This is a genomic window from Arthrobacter burdickii, from assembly GCF_030433645.1.
Classification (GTDB): domain Bacteria; phylum Actinomycetota; class Actinomycetes; order Actinomycetales; family Micrococcaceae; genus Arthrobacter_D; species Arthrobacter_D burdickii.
Genome location: NZ_JAROCG010000001.1, coordinates 38,186 through 55,545, shown reverse-complemented (window position 1 = coordinate 55,545; position 17,360 = coordinate 38,186). Strand labels below are relative to the sequence as shown.

General features: G+C 69.4%; 8 protein-coding genes and 2 tRNA genes. 4 read left to right on the top strand and 6 right to left on the bottom strand.

What is annotated here, in order from left to right; genetic code table 11:
- Nucleotide 1: 1 nt before the first annotated feature.
- A complete protein-coding gene (locus tag P5G52_RS00210; RefSeq protein WP_301223990.1) occupies nucleotides 2–2,116 on the top strand; it encodes a RecQ family ATP-dependent DNA helicase in 2,115 nt (704 codons plus the stop codon).
- A gap of 95 nt (nucleotides 2,117–2,211) precedes the next feature.
- Here the strand turns inward: P5G52_RS00210 and P5G52_RS00205 are convergent.
- Both P5G52_RS00205 and P5G52_RS00200 read right to left on the bottom strand, forming a co-directional pair.
- Nucleotides 2,212–2,299, bottom strand: a tRNA-Ser gene (locus tag P5G52_RS00205).
- A gap of 132 nt (nucleotides 2,300–2,431) precedes the next feature.
- Nucleotides 2,432–4,519, bottom strand: coding sequence for a prolyl oligopeptidase family serine peptidase (locus P5G52_RS00200; protein WP_301223989.1), 2,088 nt, complete (start codon nucleotides 4,517–4,519; stop codon nucleotides 2,432–2,434).
- A gap of 89 nt (nucleotides 4,520–4,608) precedes the next feature.
- Between P5G52_RS00200 and P5G52_RS00195 the strand changes: the two genes are divergently transcribed.
- Nucleotides 4,609–6,654: an FAD/NAD(P)-binding protein gene (locus P5G52_RS00195; RefSeq protein WP_301223988.1), complete on the top strand. Its 2,046-nt coding sequence runs from the start codon at nucleotides 4,609–4,611 to the stop codon at nucleotides 6,652–6,654.
- Nucleotides 6,655–6,779: 125 nt separating this feature from the next.
- Here P5G52_RS00195 and P5G52_RS00190 read toward each other — a convergent pair whose 3' ends face one another.
- Nucleotides 6,780–11,321, bottom strand: coding sequence for an ExeM/NucH family extracellular endonuclease (locus P5G52_RS00190; protein WP_301223987.1), 4,542 nt, complete (start codon nucleotides 11,319–11,321; stop codon nucleotides 6,780–6,782).
- A 367-nt stretch (nucleotides 11,322–11,688) separates the two neighbouring features.
- A tRNA-Ser gene (locus tag P5G52_RS00185) sits at nucleotides 11,689–11,776 on the bottom strand.
- A gap of 59 nt (nucleotides 11,777–11,835) precedes the next feature.
- Here P5G52_RS00185 and P5G52_RS00180 point away from each other — a divergent pair.
- Both P5G52_RS00180 and P5G52_RS00175 read left to right on the top strand, forming a co-directional pair.
- Nucleotides 11,836–12,810, top strand: coding sequence for an NAD(P)H-quinone oxidoreductase (locus P5G52_RS00180; protein WP_301223986.1), 975 nt, complete (start codon nucleotides 11,836–11,838; stop codon nucleotides 12,808–12,810).
- Nucleotides 12,811–12,959: 149 nt separating this feature from the next.
- Nucleotides 12,960–13,793 (top strand): carbon-nitrogen hydrolase family protein, encoded by an 834-nt coding sequence (locus tag P5G52_RS00175; protein WP_301223985.1) that lies wholly within the window; start codon nucleotides 12,960–12,962, stop codon nucleotides 13,791–13,793.
- A gap of 265 nt (nucleotides 13,794–14,058) precedes the next feature.
- Here the strand turns inward: P5G52_RS00175 and P5G52_RS00170 are convergent, their stop codons facing one another.
- On the bottom strand, nucleotides 14,059–15,759 hold the full coding sequence (locus tag P5G52_RS00170; protein ID WP_301223984.1) for a flavin monoamine oxidase family protein: 1,701 nt from the start codon (nucleotides 15,757–15,759) through the stop codon (nucleotides 14,059–14,061).
- Nucleotides 15,756–17,261 carry an amino acid permease gene (locus tag P5G52_RS00165; RefSeq protein WP_301223983.1) on the bottom strand — a complete coding sequence of 502 codons (1,506 nt, stop codon included), beginning with the start codon at nucleotides 17,259–17,261 and terminating at the stop codon, nucleotides 15,756–15,758. Before P5G52_RS00165 ends, P5G52_RS00170 begins: the two co-directional genes overlap by 4 nt.
- Nucleotides 17,262–17,360 lie beyond the last annotated feature (99 nt).

Below are 17,360 nucleotides of genomic sequence, written 5' to 3'. Positions count from 1 at the left end.
AATGTCGCCGACCACCACACTCAACGAGCAAGCAACCTCCCTCCTGCACACCCTCGTCGGGTCACCGGACGCGCAGTTCCACGAGGGGCAGTTCGAGGCCATCGAGGCCCTCGTGGAGGGCGGGCGGCGTGCGCTCGTCGTCCAGCGGACGGGATGGGGCAAGTCTGCCGTGTACTTCGTGGCGAGCCTGCTGCTGCGCGCGCGGGGTGCGGGTCCCACACTGATCGTCTCGCCGTTGCTGGCTCTCATGCGGGACCAGGTCGCCGCCGCGGCACGGGCAGGTGTCCGCGCGGAAGCGATCAACTCGGCCAACCAGACCGAGTGGCAGGACATCACCGCCAAACTGGAGGCCAACGAGGTGGATGTCCTCCTCGTCTCGCCCGAGCGCCTCAACAACCCGTCCTTCCGGGAGCTGCACCTGCCCGAACTCATGCGGCGCACCGGCCTGCTCGTCATCGACGAGGCGCACTGCATCTCCGACTGGGGACACGACTTCCGGCCGGACTACCGGCGCCTGCGCGAACTGATCCTGGGGCTCCCGCAGGGCGTTCCCGTGCTGGCGACCACGGCGACGGCGAACTCCCGCGTGGTGAAGGACGTCGAGGAGCAGCTCGGGGCAGGCGGCACGGACGTCTTCACGCTGCGCGGCGAGCTGGCGCGCAAATCGCTGCGGCTCGGGGTGCTCCGCCTGCCGAGTCCGCGGTCACGCCTCGCCTGGCTGCTGACGCACCTGTCCGACCTGCCGGGCAGCGGCATCATCTACGCCCTGACGGTCTCAGCTGCGGAGGACACCGCGCGCCTGCTGCGCGAGAACGGGCATGCCGTCCGCGCCTACACGGGCCGCACGGACCCGGCAGATCGCGAGGCCGCGGAGTCGGCCCTCAAGAACAACGAGGTGAAGGCACTCGTGGCGACGAGCGCCCTCGGCATGGGCTTCGACAAGCCCGACCTCGGCTTCGTGGTGCACCTCGGCGCCCCGTCCTCGCCGGTCGCCTATTACCAGCAGGTGGGACGCGCCGGCCGCGGGACGCCGAACGCCGATGTCCTGCTGCTGCCCGGCGCGGAGGACCGCGACATCTGGGAGTACTTCGCCACCGCGTCGATGCCCTCCCAGGATGCCGCGCTGCGGGTTCTCGACGCACTGGAACCCGGTGTCGTCCTGTCCACGCCGGCGCTCGAGACACGGGTCAACCTGAAGCGCTCGCCCCTCGAACTCCTCCTCAAGGTGCTCGACGTCGACGGCGCGGTCCGCAAGGTCACCGGCGGGTGGGAGAGCACCGGTACGTCCTGGACCTATGACGCCGAGCGGTACCGCCGCATCAGCGAGGCCCGCGTCGTGGAACAGCGGGCGATGCTGGATTACGAGAACACGACGGGTTGCCGGATGGAATTCCTGTCGAGGTCCCTCGACGATCCCGCCGCGACGCCCTGCGGTCGCTGCGACAACTGCGCGGGCCCCTGGTACTCCGACGAGGTGGCACACGAGGCGTCCGATTCCGCGAGCCAGGCGCTCAGCAGGGTGGGCGTGGAGCTGGAGCCGCGCGGCCAGTGGCCCAGCGGCATGGACAAGCTGGGAGTGCCCCTCAAGGGGAAGCTCAAGCCGGGCGAGGTCAGCCTGTCCGGTCGGGCCCTGGCCCGCCTGACGGACCTCGGCTGGGGCAACCGGCTCCGGGAGCTGATGGCGGACGCGACGCCCGACGCGCCGCTGGATCCGTCGATCGTCGAGGCCGTGGTGCGGGTCCTGGCGCAATGGGGTTGGGACGAGCGGCCCGTCGCCGTGGTCAGCGTGCCGTCACGGCGGCGTCCGCAACTCATCGGATCCCTGGCGCAGGCGCTCGCCGGGGTGGGGCGGATTCCCTACCTGGGGCAGTTGACCACGCCGCACGGCTTCCCGCAGGGCCAGCCCGGAGGCAACAGCGCGTTCCGCCTCGCCTCCGTCTGGGACCATTTCGCCGTTCCACCGGAGGGTGCCGCCTGGTTCGCAGCGAACCCCGGACCCGTCCTGCTCGTGGACGACTTCGCCGACAGCCGGTGGACCATCACCGAGGCGGGCAGGGCCCTGCGTGCTGCAGGAGCCTCGGGTGTGCTTCCGTTCGCCCTGGCGCTGAAGGCCTAGCCGGACGGGTTGCGGTGCGACGGGGCTGGTGTGGCGGGGCCGTTCCGGCAGGGTCCGGAACGCAAAGGACCCCCTGTTTCCAGGGGGTCCGTTCGCGGAGACGGGGGGATTTGAACCCCCGGTAGGCTTTAGGCCCACACTTCATTAGCAGTGAAGCCCATTCGGCCGCTCTGGCACGTCTCCATCGGCTATCTCTAGCCTCCCAAGGTTACCCAGAAGGGGAGGGCAAGAGCAAAACGCCCCGTCCGGTCCCGGCCGTGCCGCGCAAGCGCCGGCAGGACGGCCCCGGCAGGACGGCGCCGGCAGAGCGATCCGTCAGAGCGAGCCGGTGAGTGCCCGCCACAGGAACTCGAAGCTCATGGCGTGCATCCTCGCCGCTTGCCGGTTGTCGGACGCTCCGGCATGTCCACCCTCCAGCGCCTCGTGGAACCAGACGTTCTGGACGCCCAGGTCCTTCATCCTCGCCGCCATCTTGCGGGCCTGCACGGGGCCTACCCGGTCGTCACTCGTCGCCGTCCAGATGAGGGTCTTGGGATACGCCACGTCGTCCCGGAGGAGGTGGTAGGGCGAGAACGTCTGCACGTACTCCCATTCCTCGGGCTTGTCGGGGTCGCCGTACTCGGCGATCCAGGAGAACCCGGCAGACAGCTTCGTGTAGCGGCGCATGTCCAGCAACGGAACCCCGCATGAGATCGCGCCGAACAGGTGCGGGTACGTGGTGAGCATGTTGCCGACGAGCAGCCCTCCGTTGCTCCGGCCCGTGCAGCCCAGCAGTGCGGGCGAGGTGACACCCCGCTGCACCAGGTCGCCGGCGATGGCGGCGAAATCCTCGTAGGCGCGGTGGCGGTTGGCGTGCAGTGCGGCGGAATGCCACCGCGGTCCGTACTCTCCTCCACCCCGGATGTTCGCGAGGACGTAGACGCCGTGCCGGCCGTCCTCCGTGGTGCGTTCGAGCCAGCCCCGGCCGATCACGCCGCTGTAGGCGGGGGTCATCGAGTGCTCGAACCCGCCGTAGCCGGACAGCAGGGTGGGGTTGCCGCCGTCGAGCTGCAGGTCCTTCGGCGCGATCTGGAAGTAGGGAACCCGTGTGCCGTCGCTCGATACCGCGAAGTGCTGCTCGACGCTGAACCGGTCCTCGGCGAAGTAGGACGGTGAGGACTTCACGGCGGTGGAATCTCCGCCGATGGTGCCGCGGTACAGCGTCGACGGGGTCAGGAAGCCTGTGGCGACGAGCCAGTAGTCGTCGCCGGCGTCGTCGTCCTCGTCGTCGACCGCGTACGCGTCCACCGAGTGGAGGGGCGGGCAGGCGTCCAGGAGGTCGGCGGCCCAGTCCCTCGCCGGGTCGATGATGCGGATCTCCGAGGACACGTCGTGGAGCAGGTTGAGCAGGAGATGGTTCCGTGTCCAGCTCCAGGACTGGAGGGACGTCGAGGCGTCCGGGGCGAAGACCGTCACGAAGGAGCGGTCCCCGCCGAGGAAGGACGCGAGGTCGATGACGAGCAGGGATCCCGCTCCGTACGTGCTGCCTGCGGCGGTCCAGTCCGTGCGGGGCCGGACGATCAGCCATTGCCGGTGCAGGGAGATGCTGGCGTCCTCGGGGACCTCGATGAGGCGCCACCCGCCGTCCTGCCGCAGGTACGTCCGGCGGGTGTAGAAGTCGATGGTGTCGACGGCGAGGTCACGCTCGAAGCCGGGCGTCGGATCGTGCACGACGAGGGCCATCATGTGGTCCTGGTCCACCTCGAAGTACTGCTCGGCCGACGCGAGGTCTCCGCCGCGCGGCAGGATCCGGACGGTCCGGGGGTAGGAGCTGGACGTCATGGAGCCCGGACCGAAATCCGTGCCGACGTACAGGGCGTCCGGGCCGGCCCAGCTGATCCGGCTCTTCGCCGTCGGGATGTCGAAGCCGTCGTCGACGAAGGCCAGCCTGCCGAGATCGAACTCGCGGTAGCGCGTCGCGTCCCCACCGTCCGGGGAGAGGGCGACGAGGACCCGTTCGTGGGGTGCGCCCTCAGCCGGACGAAGGAAGAGGGCGCCGGCCCACACCCACTCGGTTCCCTCGGTGGCGCTCAGCGCGTCCACGTCGAGAAGGAGTTCCCACGCGGGGTCCTCCGAGGCGTAGCTGTCCCACGTCGTCCGGCGCCAGATGCCCTGCCGGTGCTCGGCGTCCCGCCAGAAGTTGTAGTAGAAGTCGCCGTGCTTGCCCGCCATCGGGATGCGGTCAGTGGAGTCGAGCACCTCGAGGATGCTCCGCTCCCGCTGCTCGAAGTCCGGTGTCACGAGGGCGTCCTCGGTCAGCGCGTTCTCGGCGCGCACCCACTCGAGCTGCCGGTCGCCGTAGATGTCCTCGAGCCAGAGAAAGGGGTCGTCCGTTGTCGCGGTGGTGTCCGTCGCGTGCGTCATGGGCCCATCCTATGCAGGGCCCGGGAAGCACAGCACTGCGCAGAGGTCCCCCGGCCGGGGGCAGCGGCCGAGTTGGATAGTCTTGACGGGTGAAGAACCAGGAGGCAACGCAGGTCGCCGTCGTCGGAGGCGGGCCCCGCGGCACCTCGGTGGTGGAGCGACTGATCGCGAGGCACAGGGCTCTCGGTGACGCTGCTCCGGACATCGTCGTACACCTCATCGAGCCCCACGAGCCCGGTCCTGGACACATCTGGAGGACCGACCAGTCACGGCTCTTCCTGATGAACACTCCGTCCCTCTACCCCACGGTGGTACCCGTCGGCTCCGTCGCCGGGAGTATCGCAGCAGGACCGGTGGCGGTGTCCTTCGACGAGTGGCGCGTTCGTGCCACGGAAGGACTCGTTCCCGGCCTCGGCGACGCGGACGTCGAGGAGTGCACGAGGCTCACCTCGAGGGACTTCCCGAGCAGGGCGCTGTACGGGCGGTACCTCACCTGGGTGTTCGGGCAGGTCGTGCGACAGGCCGGTCCCGGGGTCAGCGTGATGCATCACCGCAAGGAAGCCGTCGGCATCGGGCCCGCCGGTGACGACGCCGGTGCAGATACCGGTGCAGATACCGGTCACGATGCCGGTGACTCCAGCCGCGGCGCGGCCGAAGCGGATGGGACGAATCGTAGCGGCGCTGCAGCCGGGGCTGCGCGTCGCTGGCGGATCATCCTCGACGACGGGTCACAGCTCGAGGTCGACGACGTCGTCCTGGCTGTCGGCCACCTCGCCGCCACCCTCACCCCCGAGCAGGAGAAGCTGCAGGACGCTGCGGCCCGCTACGGGCTGCAGTACTGGGCGCCCGCTGTTCCGGCGGACGTCGCCTGGCACCGGCTGCCCGCCGGGAAGACGGTGCTGATCCGCGGGCTCGGGCTCAACTTCTTCGACGCCATGATCCAGCTGACGGAGGGCCGTGGGGGACGGTTCTCGCAGCGGGACGACGGCCGGCTGGACTACGAGGCATCAGGCAGGGAGCCACGGCTCGTCGCGGCCTCGCGGCGCGGAGTGCCGTATCGGGCGAAGGCCGAACTCGACTCCTACATCCCGCGCAGCGTCACACTGCGCTTCTGCACACCCGACCGCGTGCTCGCCTTCCGGAGGTCGGGCGTCCAGCCAGGCTTCGATCACGACATCTGGCCCCTGCTGCACCGCGACGTGCTGTGGGCCTACTACTCGACGCTCTGCCGTACCGAAGAACGGGCGCTCCAGTCCTGCGACGCGTTCCTCGAGGAACTCGACGGGGCCCTTGCCCTGGAGGGCTCCGGGTGGGAAGCAGCAGCCGGTGCCGTCGTCGCGCGCCGGGTACCGGAGGCCCTGCGCCTGGACGTCGAAGCCCTCGCGCACCCGTTCGCCGGGCGCCGCTTCGAGGACGGCGAGGAGTTCTCCGCGGCCGTGCTCGCCTACCTCGACGCCGATGCCGCCGGTTCGGCCCGGGGCGAGGACGACCCGCTCAAGATGGCGATCGGCGCCATGAACGCCGGCCGGTCGGTCATCAAGCAGGCCGTAGCGGACGGCGGCATCTCCGCGACGTCCTGGGACGCGGAACTGCGGGGATGGTTCGAACCGCTGGTCGAGGGTCTCGCGAGCGGGCCGCCACCGGTGCGCATCGCCCAGCTCGCGGCGCTCGTCCGTGCGGGGATCGTGCGCTTCGTCGGGCCGAACCCGAGTTTCGGCTTCGACCCGGACGAGGGACTCTTCCGCGCCACGTCTCCCTGGGTCCATGGCGATTCGTTCTCGGGGCGCTACCTCGTGGAGGCGATGATGCCCGCCAACCGGGTCTCGACGAGCCTGTCCCCGCTCATGCGCAGCCTCCTGGCCACGGGCACCGTCCGGCCCAGGACCTCGATGGCCGAAGACGGGGTCCCGGTGACGTCAGCCGGGCTCGACGTCACCGCGCCTCCCTACCGCGCCGTCGACCGTACCGGCAAGGAACAGGAATCACTCTTCGTGATCGGTCTCCAGCTCGCATCGGTGCAGTGGGGGACGGCCATCGCGGCGGAGGCAGGAGCACCCCTGGAGGCCGGTGGCAGGACCCTGCTGGACGCCGACGCGATCGCCGGCGCCATCCTGACGCGGGCCGCAGCCGCCTGACACGCACCCTGCGGGAACCGGACGCGGCGCGACGCTCCCGAATGCGGGTCCGACGCCGAAAAAGGGGACCTTCACCATGCGGTGAAGGTCCCCTTGATTCTGCGGGCCGGAGCCCCGCGACCTACCTAGCCCTCGAGGCAGCGGTGGTAGTTCGCCAGGTGCGCACGGTAGCTCGCCCAGCTGCCGCTGTTCGCGCCCTCGGACGGCAGGGCCGGCTCGGAGCAGGCAGGCTTGCCCGGCTTGATGGGCTTGCCGGGCTTCTCCGGCTTGCCCGGCTTGGGCGGTTCGACCGGAGGAACCGCTTCGACCGCGACCGGAAGGGTCACCGTCGTCCCGCTGGGTGCCGCCGTCAGGACGATGCGTCCCTGCCCGCTCGCAGTGGCCGGAACGGTGAGGTCCACCGTGGCACTCCCGCCGGTGACGGGGACGGAACCCAGCGGCGTCGTGGTGCCATCGGCGGCCACGAAGCCGGCAGCCAGCGTGGTGTTTGCCGGGCTGCCGAGCGACGTCAGGTCCAGCTTCGACACGGTGAACGACACGGCGGCGCCTGCCTTCACGGTGGTCGGAGCGCCCTGCACCTGGACGCTGCGACGGTCGAAGGACGGCGACAGCGGGCTGTTGGCCCGGATGTAGTCGATCCAGGCGTCACGGTCCACCAGGCCGGACTCACGGGTGTCGGCTCCTTCACGGAACACCGTGAAGTTGTCGCCACCCTGGGCCAGGAAGCTGAACGTGCCGATCCGGTAATCCTTGGCGGGATCGAGGGGTGCGCCGTCGATCAGGACGGACGTGATCCTCGAGCCGCGCGCGAGGGCCGGATCGTAGGTGACACTCACGTTGTCCGAGAGGCCGAGGGCGAGGAAGGCCCGCGAGCTCCCGTCCGGCTGCCACTGCTGCTCGAGCATCGCCTTGAACTCCGCACCGGTCAGGGTGGTCGTCCAGAGGTCGTTCACGAACGGCAGCACCGCATTGGCCTCGGCGAAGGTCACGACGCCGTCGGGAGCGAAGTAGAGCTCGTTGCGGAGGCCACCCGGGTTGACGACGCCGATCTGTGCTCCGCCGCGCTCGGCGGGGGAGAGGCTGGCCCGCAGGGAGTCGGCCACGAGATTGCCCAGCGTCGATTCCGAGGTGCGGTCATCACGCGTGGTACCGGTGAAGGCCGTCGTGATGTCCCTGGTGACCGACCCGACGGGCTGGCTGCCGATGACCGACGCCTGCGCGATGGCCGCGTCGACGATGCTCTTGACCTCGGCGACCCTCGGGAAGGCGCCCACGAGCGCGGCGTCCGCGTCGGTGGTCCGGGCGACGTTGCGGGCCGTGTAGGACAGCACGTCTCCGGTGGCGGTGTCGACGGTCAGCGTGATCTGGCCGATGAACTCACCGTAGGAACCGGTCTGCAGGATCGGGCGGGTCTCGCCGGAAGCTCCCGGAACGGGTGCGTCCCAGGCGTACTGCTTGTGCGTGTGGCCCGTGAAGATCGCGTCCACCAGCGGGGTCGTCTCCGTGACGATCCGGGCGAACGAACCGCCGGCGGCAATCTCCTGCTCGAGCGTCGCGCCCTCGACGACGCCGTCACCGGCGCCCTCGTGGTACTCGGCGACGATGACATCGGCGAGGCCCTGATCCTCGATCTCCTCCGCGACGCGGTTGACCGCTTCCACGGGGTCGCCGAAGTCGACGTTCGCGATGCCGCCGGGACTGACGAGCGTCGCCGTCTCCTCGGTGACGACGCCGATCACTGCGACATCGACGCCGTCGACGGTGATGATCGAGTATTCATCCAGTGCGGGCTCGGTGGTGCCCTTGGCGTAGACGTTCGCACCGAGATAGGGGAAGTCCGCCGTGTCGGCGACGCGTCCGGTCAGGTCCCCGAAGCCCCTGTCGAACTCGTGGTTGCCCACGGCCGATGCCCGGAGGTCCAGCGCGTCGAGGACATCGAGGGTCGGCTTGTCGTCCTGCAGGGCGGAGGCGAACAGCGACGCACCGATGTTGTCACCGGCCGAGAGGAAGGCCGTCTTGTCCTCGCCGAACTCGGCGCGCAGCTTCTCGACCGTGCCCGCGAACCGGACCGTGTTGGCGTCGATCCGACCGTGGAAATCGTTGATGTTGAGCAGGTTGAGCTCCGCGGTCGTGTCGGCCGGTGCGAGGTTCATGCCGACGATCACGGGGTCGTGGTCGCTGGCGCGATACGGGTCGGCTACGTAGTAGTCGGTGACGTTGTTGTTGAAGCGGCTGTACTCGAGGGCGACCGACTCCGCCGAGTTGATGTTCCACGTGTCCACGCCCGTGACGGTGGCGTCCGCCGCGGGTGACGCGAGGACGTGGTCGAGGGATCCGCTGAGGCCCGAGAAGACGTAGGAGTACTTGCCGTCCTTCTTGCCCTGGTCGACATACCCGGCGTCGTAGAGGACCTGCATGGGGTCCTCCATCGTGTAGGCGTTGAAGTCGCCGGTCAGGAAGACCTTGTCGGTCTTCGCCGCCGCCTTCATGGAGTCGGCGAAGCCCACGAGGGCCTGTGCCTGGGCGACGCGCGCGGCGTTCCAGGCGCCCTGGCCGTCACCGGTGTCGGCGTTGCCGCCGGAGCTCGGGCCGGAGCCCTTGGACTTGAGGTGGTTGACGATCGTGAGGAAGGTCTCCGCGTCGCTGCCGCCGACCGGTTTGAAGGCCTGTGCGAGGGGCTTGCGGGCATTCGAGAACACCACGTTGTCGTTGAGGATGACCGACTCGCCGACGGGTTCAGCGACGGCCTTCTTGTAGATCAGCGCGGTGCGGATGAAGTCCTCGTCGGCGAGGGCGGGGACGGCCGCGGGGGAGCGGACGTAGTCCCAGGTGCCGGGGGCCTTCTCGTTCAGCGCCTCGACGAGGGTGGCGAGGGCGAAGTCGCGGTCCTTGCCGAACTTGGCGGAGTTCTCGACCTCCATGAGGGTGACGACGTCGGCGCCGAGGCCATTGATCGCGGCGACGATCTTCGCTTCCTGGCGCTCGAGGTTCTCCTTGTTCGCGGCGCCGCGGGAGTCGCAGCCGCCGTCGATGGTGATCGGGTTGCCGGCGCGGTCCGTGAAGTACTTGCACCCGGTGAGCTCCTCACCGGTGGTGGGGAAGTAGTTCAGCACGTTGAATGAGGCGATCTTCAGGTTGCCGCCGACCGGCTGGGGCGCGGCCGGGCGCTCGCCGGCGAACTGCACGGGCTGTGCGTCGGGGGTCGCGCCGTTCAGTTCAGAGAGCGGCTGGAACTTCCACGCGCTGTTGCGGTAGTCGAGGACCACCGGAGAGGTGAACGCAGCGCTGTAGCCCACGCGGACCGGCTGGGACGCCGTGAGGTACGGGAGTACCTTGCCGCGGTTGGCCTGGGTGAAGAAGTTGGTCGTGGCGCCGTCGTCGAGCCGGATGCTCCGGGCTGCGTTGTCGGCGATGACCGCTGCATTCTCGGGGGTGCCCGGACGTGCGACGTCGGTGGGCTGGAGGAGGCGCTCGGTGCCGGCCGCGAGGGTGACCTCGCCGTACTGGTTGAGCGTGTAGTTGTCGGCGACCGTGTAGGCGCCGGAGGGCTGGAAGAGCATGCCCTCGACGGCTTCACGTGCGGCGTCGGTGGCGGGCAGGGCGATGCTGGAGGCCTTGGGCTCCTCGGCTGCCTCGGTGAGCTTCGTGGTGCCGCCGGCGGGGACGGTGAGCTGCGTCAGGTTGAAGAACTCCCCGGCGGTACCGGTGACTTCGACGTAGTCACCCACGGCCACGGACGCGACCGTGTCGGGGGAGAAGACGAAGATGGCGTCCGACGCGGTCTGATCGGCTGCTGCCGAACTGCCCGCGGTCTGGAGGTAGAAGCCGGCGAATCCGCCCGTGGGGTATGCGGCGGTGACCTTGCCGCGCGTGGTGACCGTCTGGCCGGAGAGCGGCGTGGCGGTCCCGGTGCCCTGGATGTCACGGATGGGGACGACCGCGCCCGGCGTGGGAGGAACCGTCGGGGTCGGAGTCGGCGTCGGCGTCGGCGTCGGCGTGGAGCCTCCGGTCGACGCGCTGTTCATCGGCGTCGTGTCCTGCAGCGTGAAGTCGGCACCGTTGTTGTCCGTGTCAGCGAAGCCGGTCCGGTTGGCGGACTTCGTGCTTCCGGCGCCGGGCGTCGGTGCGGCCGTGCCTTCGAACGCGTTGGCCGTGCCATAGCCCAGGGCATCGACGACGCCGGGCGTGCCGACGATGCTGCCGATGCGGAGGGCACCGACGGTCGCGGCCTGATCGGACAGCACGAGGACGCCGCCGGCGGCGCCGGGGTTGAGGCCCGTCGCGAGGTCAGGGGTGGGCAGAGCTGACCCGGCGGTGCCGTTGGAGCCACCCTGGATCAGGAAATAGCCCTTGGCCGGGATGGTGCCCCGAAGCGCGGTCGCAGCGGGTGTCGCGGGGGACCCCGGCGCACGGTACTGCAGCGACCAGCCGTCGAGGCTCACCGGTGCGTCGGTCGGGTTGTAGAGCTCCACGTACTTGTTGGTGAACGGCGTCCCCGCGGAGCCACCCGACAGATAGGCCTCGTTGATGATGACGCCGGTGGCTGCGGCAGATGCCGTTGCCGGTGGTGTCTCCACGGCGTTGGCCGGCAGTGCGATCATCGGTGAGGCGATCAGCCCCACCGACAGCGCCGCACCGAGCGCTCCCTTCCATGACGAATAAACCATTCGTTCGTTCTTCTCCTTGACGATGGCTGCCCAGCAGCCGCGAGTGAAGCCCGCCGACCGTCGATGGGCGGCGCGTTGGCAAAAGCACCATATGTGACACAGGTGACAATTCCGTCCCCGGGAGGAGCCAACCAGAACATCGTTAACAATGGGTTACTAAAAGACCAGAGGGCCCGGAACAACAGGAGCTATCGGCAGGGATCTGTGGACGCATCGCGCTGTCTTCCTGCACCCTTGAGCGTTCCGTCCACCGGCGTGTCCGTCGCATCATGCCGGGCGCGTCCCCGACGAAGCACGGATCTCCCGGTCGGCGTCCGCTTTGTCCCGAAAAGAAAGGAGGCCCCGCCGTGCGGGGCCTCCTGATGGGCGGAAGGTAAGGGATTCGAACCCTTGAGACGGGGTAACCGCCCACTGGTTTTCAAGACCAGCTCCTTCGGCCGCTCGGACAACCTTCCCGCCGCTAGTGTTTCACGAAGGGCGGTGACGCCCAAATACCGAGGGACGGGAGGATCGCATGCGCGCAGTGGTGATCGAGGGGGCAGGCGGGCCGGAGGTCCTCTCCGTGCAGGAGGTCGACGATCCGGTGCCGGGTGCGGGCGAGGTACTCATCGACGTCGTCGCGGCCGGGCTGAACCGGGCCGATGTGCAGCAGCGGCGCGGCTACTATCCGCCGCCCGCGGGTGCGTCCCCGGTGCCCGGCCTCGAGGTGTCCGGCACCATCGCGGACGCGGGCGACTCGCAGTTCGCCGAAGGGGACGCCGTCGTCGCCCTGCTGGCGGGTGGAGGGTACGCGGAGAAGGTGGTGGTGCCGGCCGGGCAGGTGGTCCGGGCACCGGAGGGCGTGGACCTCGTGGAGGCCGCCGCGCTTCCCGAGACCGCCGCGACCGTGTGGTCGAACCTCGTCCTGCAGGCCGGCCTCGCGCCGGGCGACGACGTCCTGATCCACGGGGCGTCAGGTGGCATCGGCGTGATGGCCATCCAGGTGAGCCTCGCCCTGGGGGCGGTGCCGCATGTGACCGCCGGGTCCGCCGCGAAGCTCGACGTCGCCCGCTCCCTCGGCGTACGGACCCTCGTCAACTACCGGGAGCAGGACTTCGTCCAGGAGTTGATGGCGGCGACCGACGGCCGGGGTGCCGACGTCATCCTCGACGTCGTGGGCGCGAAATACCTGGCACGCAACATCCAGGCCCTCGCGACCGGCGGGCGGCTCGTCGTCATCGGACTGCAGGGCGGAGCGACGGCCGAACTCGACCTCGGAGCGCTCATGGGCAGGCGGGCGAGCATCGCGGGAACCACCCTGCGGGCACGGCCCGTCGCCGAGAAGGCAGCCATCATGGCAGCGGTGCGCGAGAGTGTCTGGCCGCTCGTGGCGACCGGCGCCGTTCGGCCGTTCGTGGATCGGACCTTCCCCCTGGCGCAGGTGGCCGAGGCCCACGCCTATTTCGACGCCGGGGAGCACACCGGCAAGATCCTGCTGCTGATGCCCTAGGAGCACCGCGCGCGTGCAGCCACCGCGGGCGATGTGCCCGGAGGCTCCTGCCCGTGGGACGAAACGACCCGGTCAGCGGATGCCGCGCCGATTAAACTGGGGAGAGCACCCCGGACTCTTCCGGGGCCGTCACAACCGAGGTGGTACCGATGCTGCTGTCCGTCCTGCAGGCCCATGCCGAAGTCCTGAACGTCGAGGCGAATCTCCGGACCATCGACGAGGCAGCCGGGCGTGCCTCGCAGGCAGGGGCGGACATCCTCCTGACGCCGGAGCTCTTTCCGGTCGGGTATGCACCCCAGCGCCTCGCCGCCGAACTGGATCCCGCGGTGCTGCCGGGGGTTCGGCAGCGCCTTGCCGGGATCGCACGGCGGCACGGCATCGGCCTGGTGTACAGCCTTCCCGCCACGCCGGAGGAGCTAGGGGACACCTCCGACGGCAGCTCCGACGGCAATGGATGGCAGATCACGGCCACCCTCCTGGACGCCGACGGGGTTCCGGTCCTCCACTACGGGAAGGTCCACCTCTTCGGCGCGGAGGAGCGTGCGGCGTTCGTCCCCGCCCAGGATCCTCCCGGCGTCGTCGAGTTCAACGGAGTCCGGACGTCCCTGCTGATCTGCTACGACGTCGAGTTCCCCGAGGCGGTGCGGGCCGCAGCCACGCGGGGCGCGGAGCTGCTGCTGGTACCGACCGCCCTGTCCGCCGGGTTCGAGTCCGTGCCGCAGGTCATCATCCGGTCCCGTGCACTGGAGAGCCAGCTCGTCGTCGCGTACGCGAACCACAGCGGCCGCGAGGACGTCTACGACTTCGAGGGCGGAAGCGTCGTCGCCGGGCCGGATGGTTCCCTGCTCGCCGCGGCCGGACACGCCCCCACCCTCCTGTTCGCCGAGATCGCCCCGGACGCTGTGCGCGCCGCGCGCGACGACGTCCCCTACCTCCGGGAGCGCCGCCCCGAGGTGTACAGGACCTGGGAGAACAGCGCCTGAACGACAAGGGGCCTTCCGCGGAAGGCCCCTTGTCGTTCCTCGTCGGGATGCCCCTACATCCCGGGCCGGCGGGGGAGCCGGCCTAGTCCGTCTCCGGGCCGAAGCAGTACTCGCAGCGGGGCGCACAGGGCGCATCCGCCGGCAGAGTGCCGTCGTCGGCGGACGGTGCCGGTGAGGGGCTAGCTGCGGGAGCGGGGAGGACGGACGACAGCATGGGGGAGCCTTTCGTTCTGGGGTGGGTGTTTCCGGCGCGCTGATGACGAGGTCAGTCGAGGCTGATCGGCCCGATCGCGTCGAGCAGGTCACCGGGACCTGGATTGCCCGGTGCGGACGATCCGCCCAGGTGGTTCACCACGCCCCACACGGCATTCAGGCCCGTCGTCACGGCGCCTTCCGCCCAGCCGGCGGTGAAGGAGATGTCGTCACCGGCCAGGAAGATGCCACGCTGGCCCTCCGGGAGGGCGTCCTGCTTGAAGTGCGTGAACAGCCGCTGCTGGTACCGGTAGTGGCCCGGCAGGTTCGCCTTGAAGGCGCCCATGAAGTTCGGATCCGCCTCCCATGACACGGTGATGGGCTGTCCCACGATGTGGCTGGCGATGTCCACGCCCGGGTAGATCTGCTCCAGCGAGTGCAGCATGAGTTCCACGCGCTCGTCCGCGTCCAGGGCCAGCCACTTCAGCGCGTCGTCGTTCCAGGTGTAGGACAGCAGGATGACCGCGGGCTTGTCCGGTCCGTTGTCCAGCAGGTAGGTGGCGCGGTTCAGCCGGTCGGTCAGGGTCATGGACAGGACTTCCTGGCCCGTCTCCGGATCGATGTCCTTCCAGAAGGGCCGGTCCACCATCACGAAGGTCTTCGACGACTGCATGTAGTGCGACCGTTCCATCGCGGTCCAGAGGTCGGCAGGGAACAGCGCTTCCTGGGTGTGGATCCGGGTGGACAGCAGCCAGGACTGGCACGTGGTCACGACGGCCGGATAGCTGGCTTCGCGACCCCACCGTTCGCGGATGCGCAGGTCGCCGTCAGGGTCCCGGCTGATCCTGCCCACGGCGCCGTGGGGTGAACCCGAGTGCAGGGACGCGAGGGAGGTCCCCTCCGGCCAGTGCCTCATCCCCGACGGCGCGTGGTGCCACAGGGCCTCCGGCAGGCGCTGCGCTCCTCCGCGGATGAGGCGGTGCTGGTCGTCCGCGTCCGTGTAGACCACCCGGAGGATCTCCAGGATGGAGTTGGGGAAGTCCGTGTCCCAGCCTCCGGTGCCGAAGCCCACCTGCCCGAAAGCCTCCCGATGGGCGAACCCTGCCTCCTTGAAGGCCTTGCTCGCGGCGATGAAGCCGTAGAAGGTCTGCTCGTCCATTCGCGGCAGCAGGTCGTTCCAGAGTTCCTTGATCCGGCCCGTGTCCCGCGAGCGGATGGCATCCTGCATCTCGGTGAATCTGGCGCCGTCGTTGATTGCTGCCTTCCAGGCGTCGGCCACCTCCTGGAAGAAGGGAGGAAGGTCCTCCGGTGTGGTGGCGTAGTGCTTCTTACCGGCCAGTTCGATCACGGTGCTGGAGGAGGCCGACGAGAGCGGGTTGGGGAAGGCCTCGGTCTCCACTCCCAGCAGGTCCACGTAGTGGTAGAAGGCCCTGCCGGACACGGGGAAGCGCATGCCCCCCAGGTCCGCCACGACGCCGGGCGCCGCGGGGAAGGCCGCTGTCCGGAGGCGTCCGCCGATCTGGTCCGCCTCGTAGACCACCGGCCGGAGCCCCAGCTTCATCAGCTCGTAGGCCGTGACGAGGCCGGAGAGTCCGGCGCCGATGACCGCGACCTCGGTCCCGAGCAGTTCCTCCGGGACCGACCCCAGGCCATCGGGGTGGGCGAGGTAGTGGTCGTAGCTGAACGGGAAGTCCGGGTTCAGCATGGTGATCGGGGAGGCTGCCTGGCGGTCGGCCGCGAGATCGTCGGCCGGGAGTTCGGTGGCGGTGGTCACGAGTGCGTCTCCTTGATGGTCGAGGGCTTGGCGGTCAGTGTGCGGTACTCCAGTTCGCTGAGGGCCGCGACCTTGGAGTGCCGGCGCCCGTAGCCGACGTAGATGGCGATGCCCACGAGCATCCACACTCCGAAGACGAGCCACGTGGCGGCGCCCAGGTTGGCCATGAGGTAGGCGCACATCAGCGTTCCCAGTACGGGTGTGACGGGGTAGAACGGGACGCGGAAGCTGCGCGGGAGGTCCGGCCGGTTGCGGCGCAGGTAGACCACCGCGACGTTGACCAGCGCGAACGCGAAGAGGGTGCCGATGCTGGTCGCGTCGGCAAGCTCTCCGAGCGGGACCAGTCCCGCGGTCACGGCGACGACGGTGCCGACGATGAGCGTTCCGGCGACGGGTGTCCCCGTCCGGCGCGAGACCCGCCCGAAGACGGGGGGAACGAGTCCGTCGCGGGACATCGACAGGAGGATGCGCGTCTGGCCGTACAGGACGGTCAACACGATGCTCGCGATCGCGAGCACGGCACCGGCGGAGAAGACGAGGGCGATCCAGGGCCGGCCCGTGAGCTCCTGCAGGATCTGCACCAGGGCCGCTTCCGTTCCGTCGAACCAGCCCCACGGGCGCGCCCCGATGGCGGCGACGGCGACGAGGACGTACACGCTGGTCACGATGAGCATGGACAGCAGGATGGCACGGGGGAGATCGCGCTTGGGGTTCCGGGCTTCCTCGCCGGCAGTGGAGGCGGCATCGAAGCCGATGTAGGAGAAGAACACGCGGGAGGCCGCGGCCGAGACGCCGGCCGCACCCATGGGCAGGAGCGGCTCGAAATTGCCGGCGTCGAAGGCGGTGAAGGCCACCGCGCAGAAGAACAGCAGGATGCACACCTTGATGACGACGATGGCCGTGTTGATCCGGGCGCTTTCACGCGCTCCCCGGACCAGGAGCACCATGGAGAGCAGCACGATCGCCATCGCGGGGATGTTCACGACGCCGCCGTCGCCCGGGGGCTGGGACAGTGCAGCGGGCAGGAACTGGCCGAACCCGGCCAGCGTCTCGTTGACGTACTGGCCCGCGCCGACCGCGACGGCGGCGACGGACACCGCGTACTCGAGCACCAGGCACCAGCCGCAGATCCAGGCCATCCCTTCACCCATGGTCGCGTAGGAGTACGAGTAGCTGGAGCCGGCGACGGGCACCAGCCCGGCCATCTCGGCGTAGGAAGCGGCGGAGAACAGCGCGGCCAGGCCGGCGAGGACGAAGGATATCCAGATCGCCGGACCTGCCAGCGGAACCGACTCGCCCAGGATCACGAGGATGCCCGTGCCCAGCGTGGCACCGACGCTGATCATGGTCAGCTGGAGAACCCCGAAGCTGCGCACGAGCGGCGCACCTCCGCCATCACTTCCGGCTTCGCCGACCATCTGGTCGAGAGGTTTACGCCGGAGCAGCTGGGCACCCAGGCCCGGCCGGCCTTCGCCCGGGATGGTTGTCTTCTCAGCGTTCATAGGCACAGTCACCTGTGGACGTCCCTTCACAGTAGTTTCTTTCCGGGAACCACCATGGCATGTGAGCCGAGTCTCACCCTGGTGCAAAATGACCTAGAG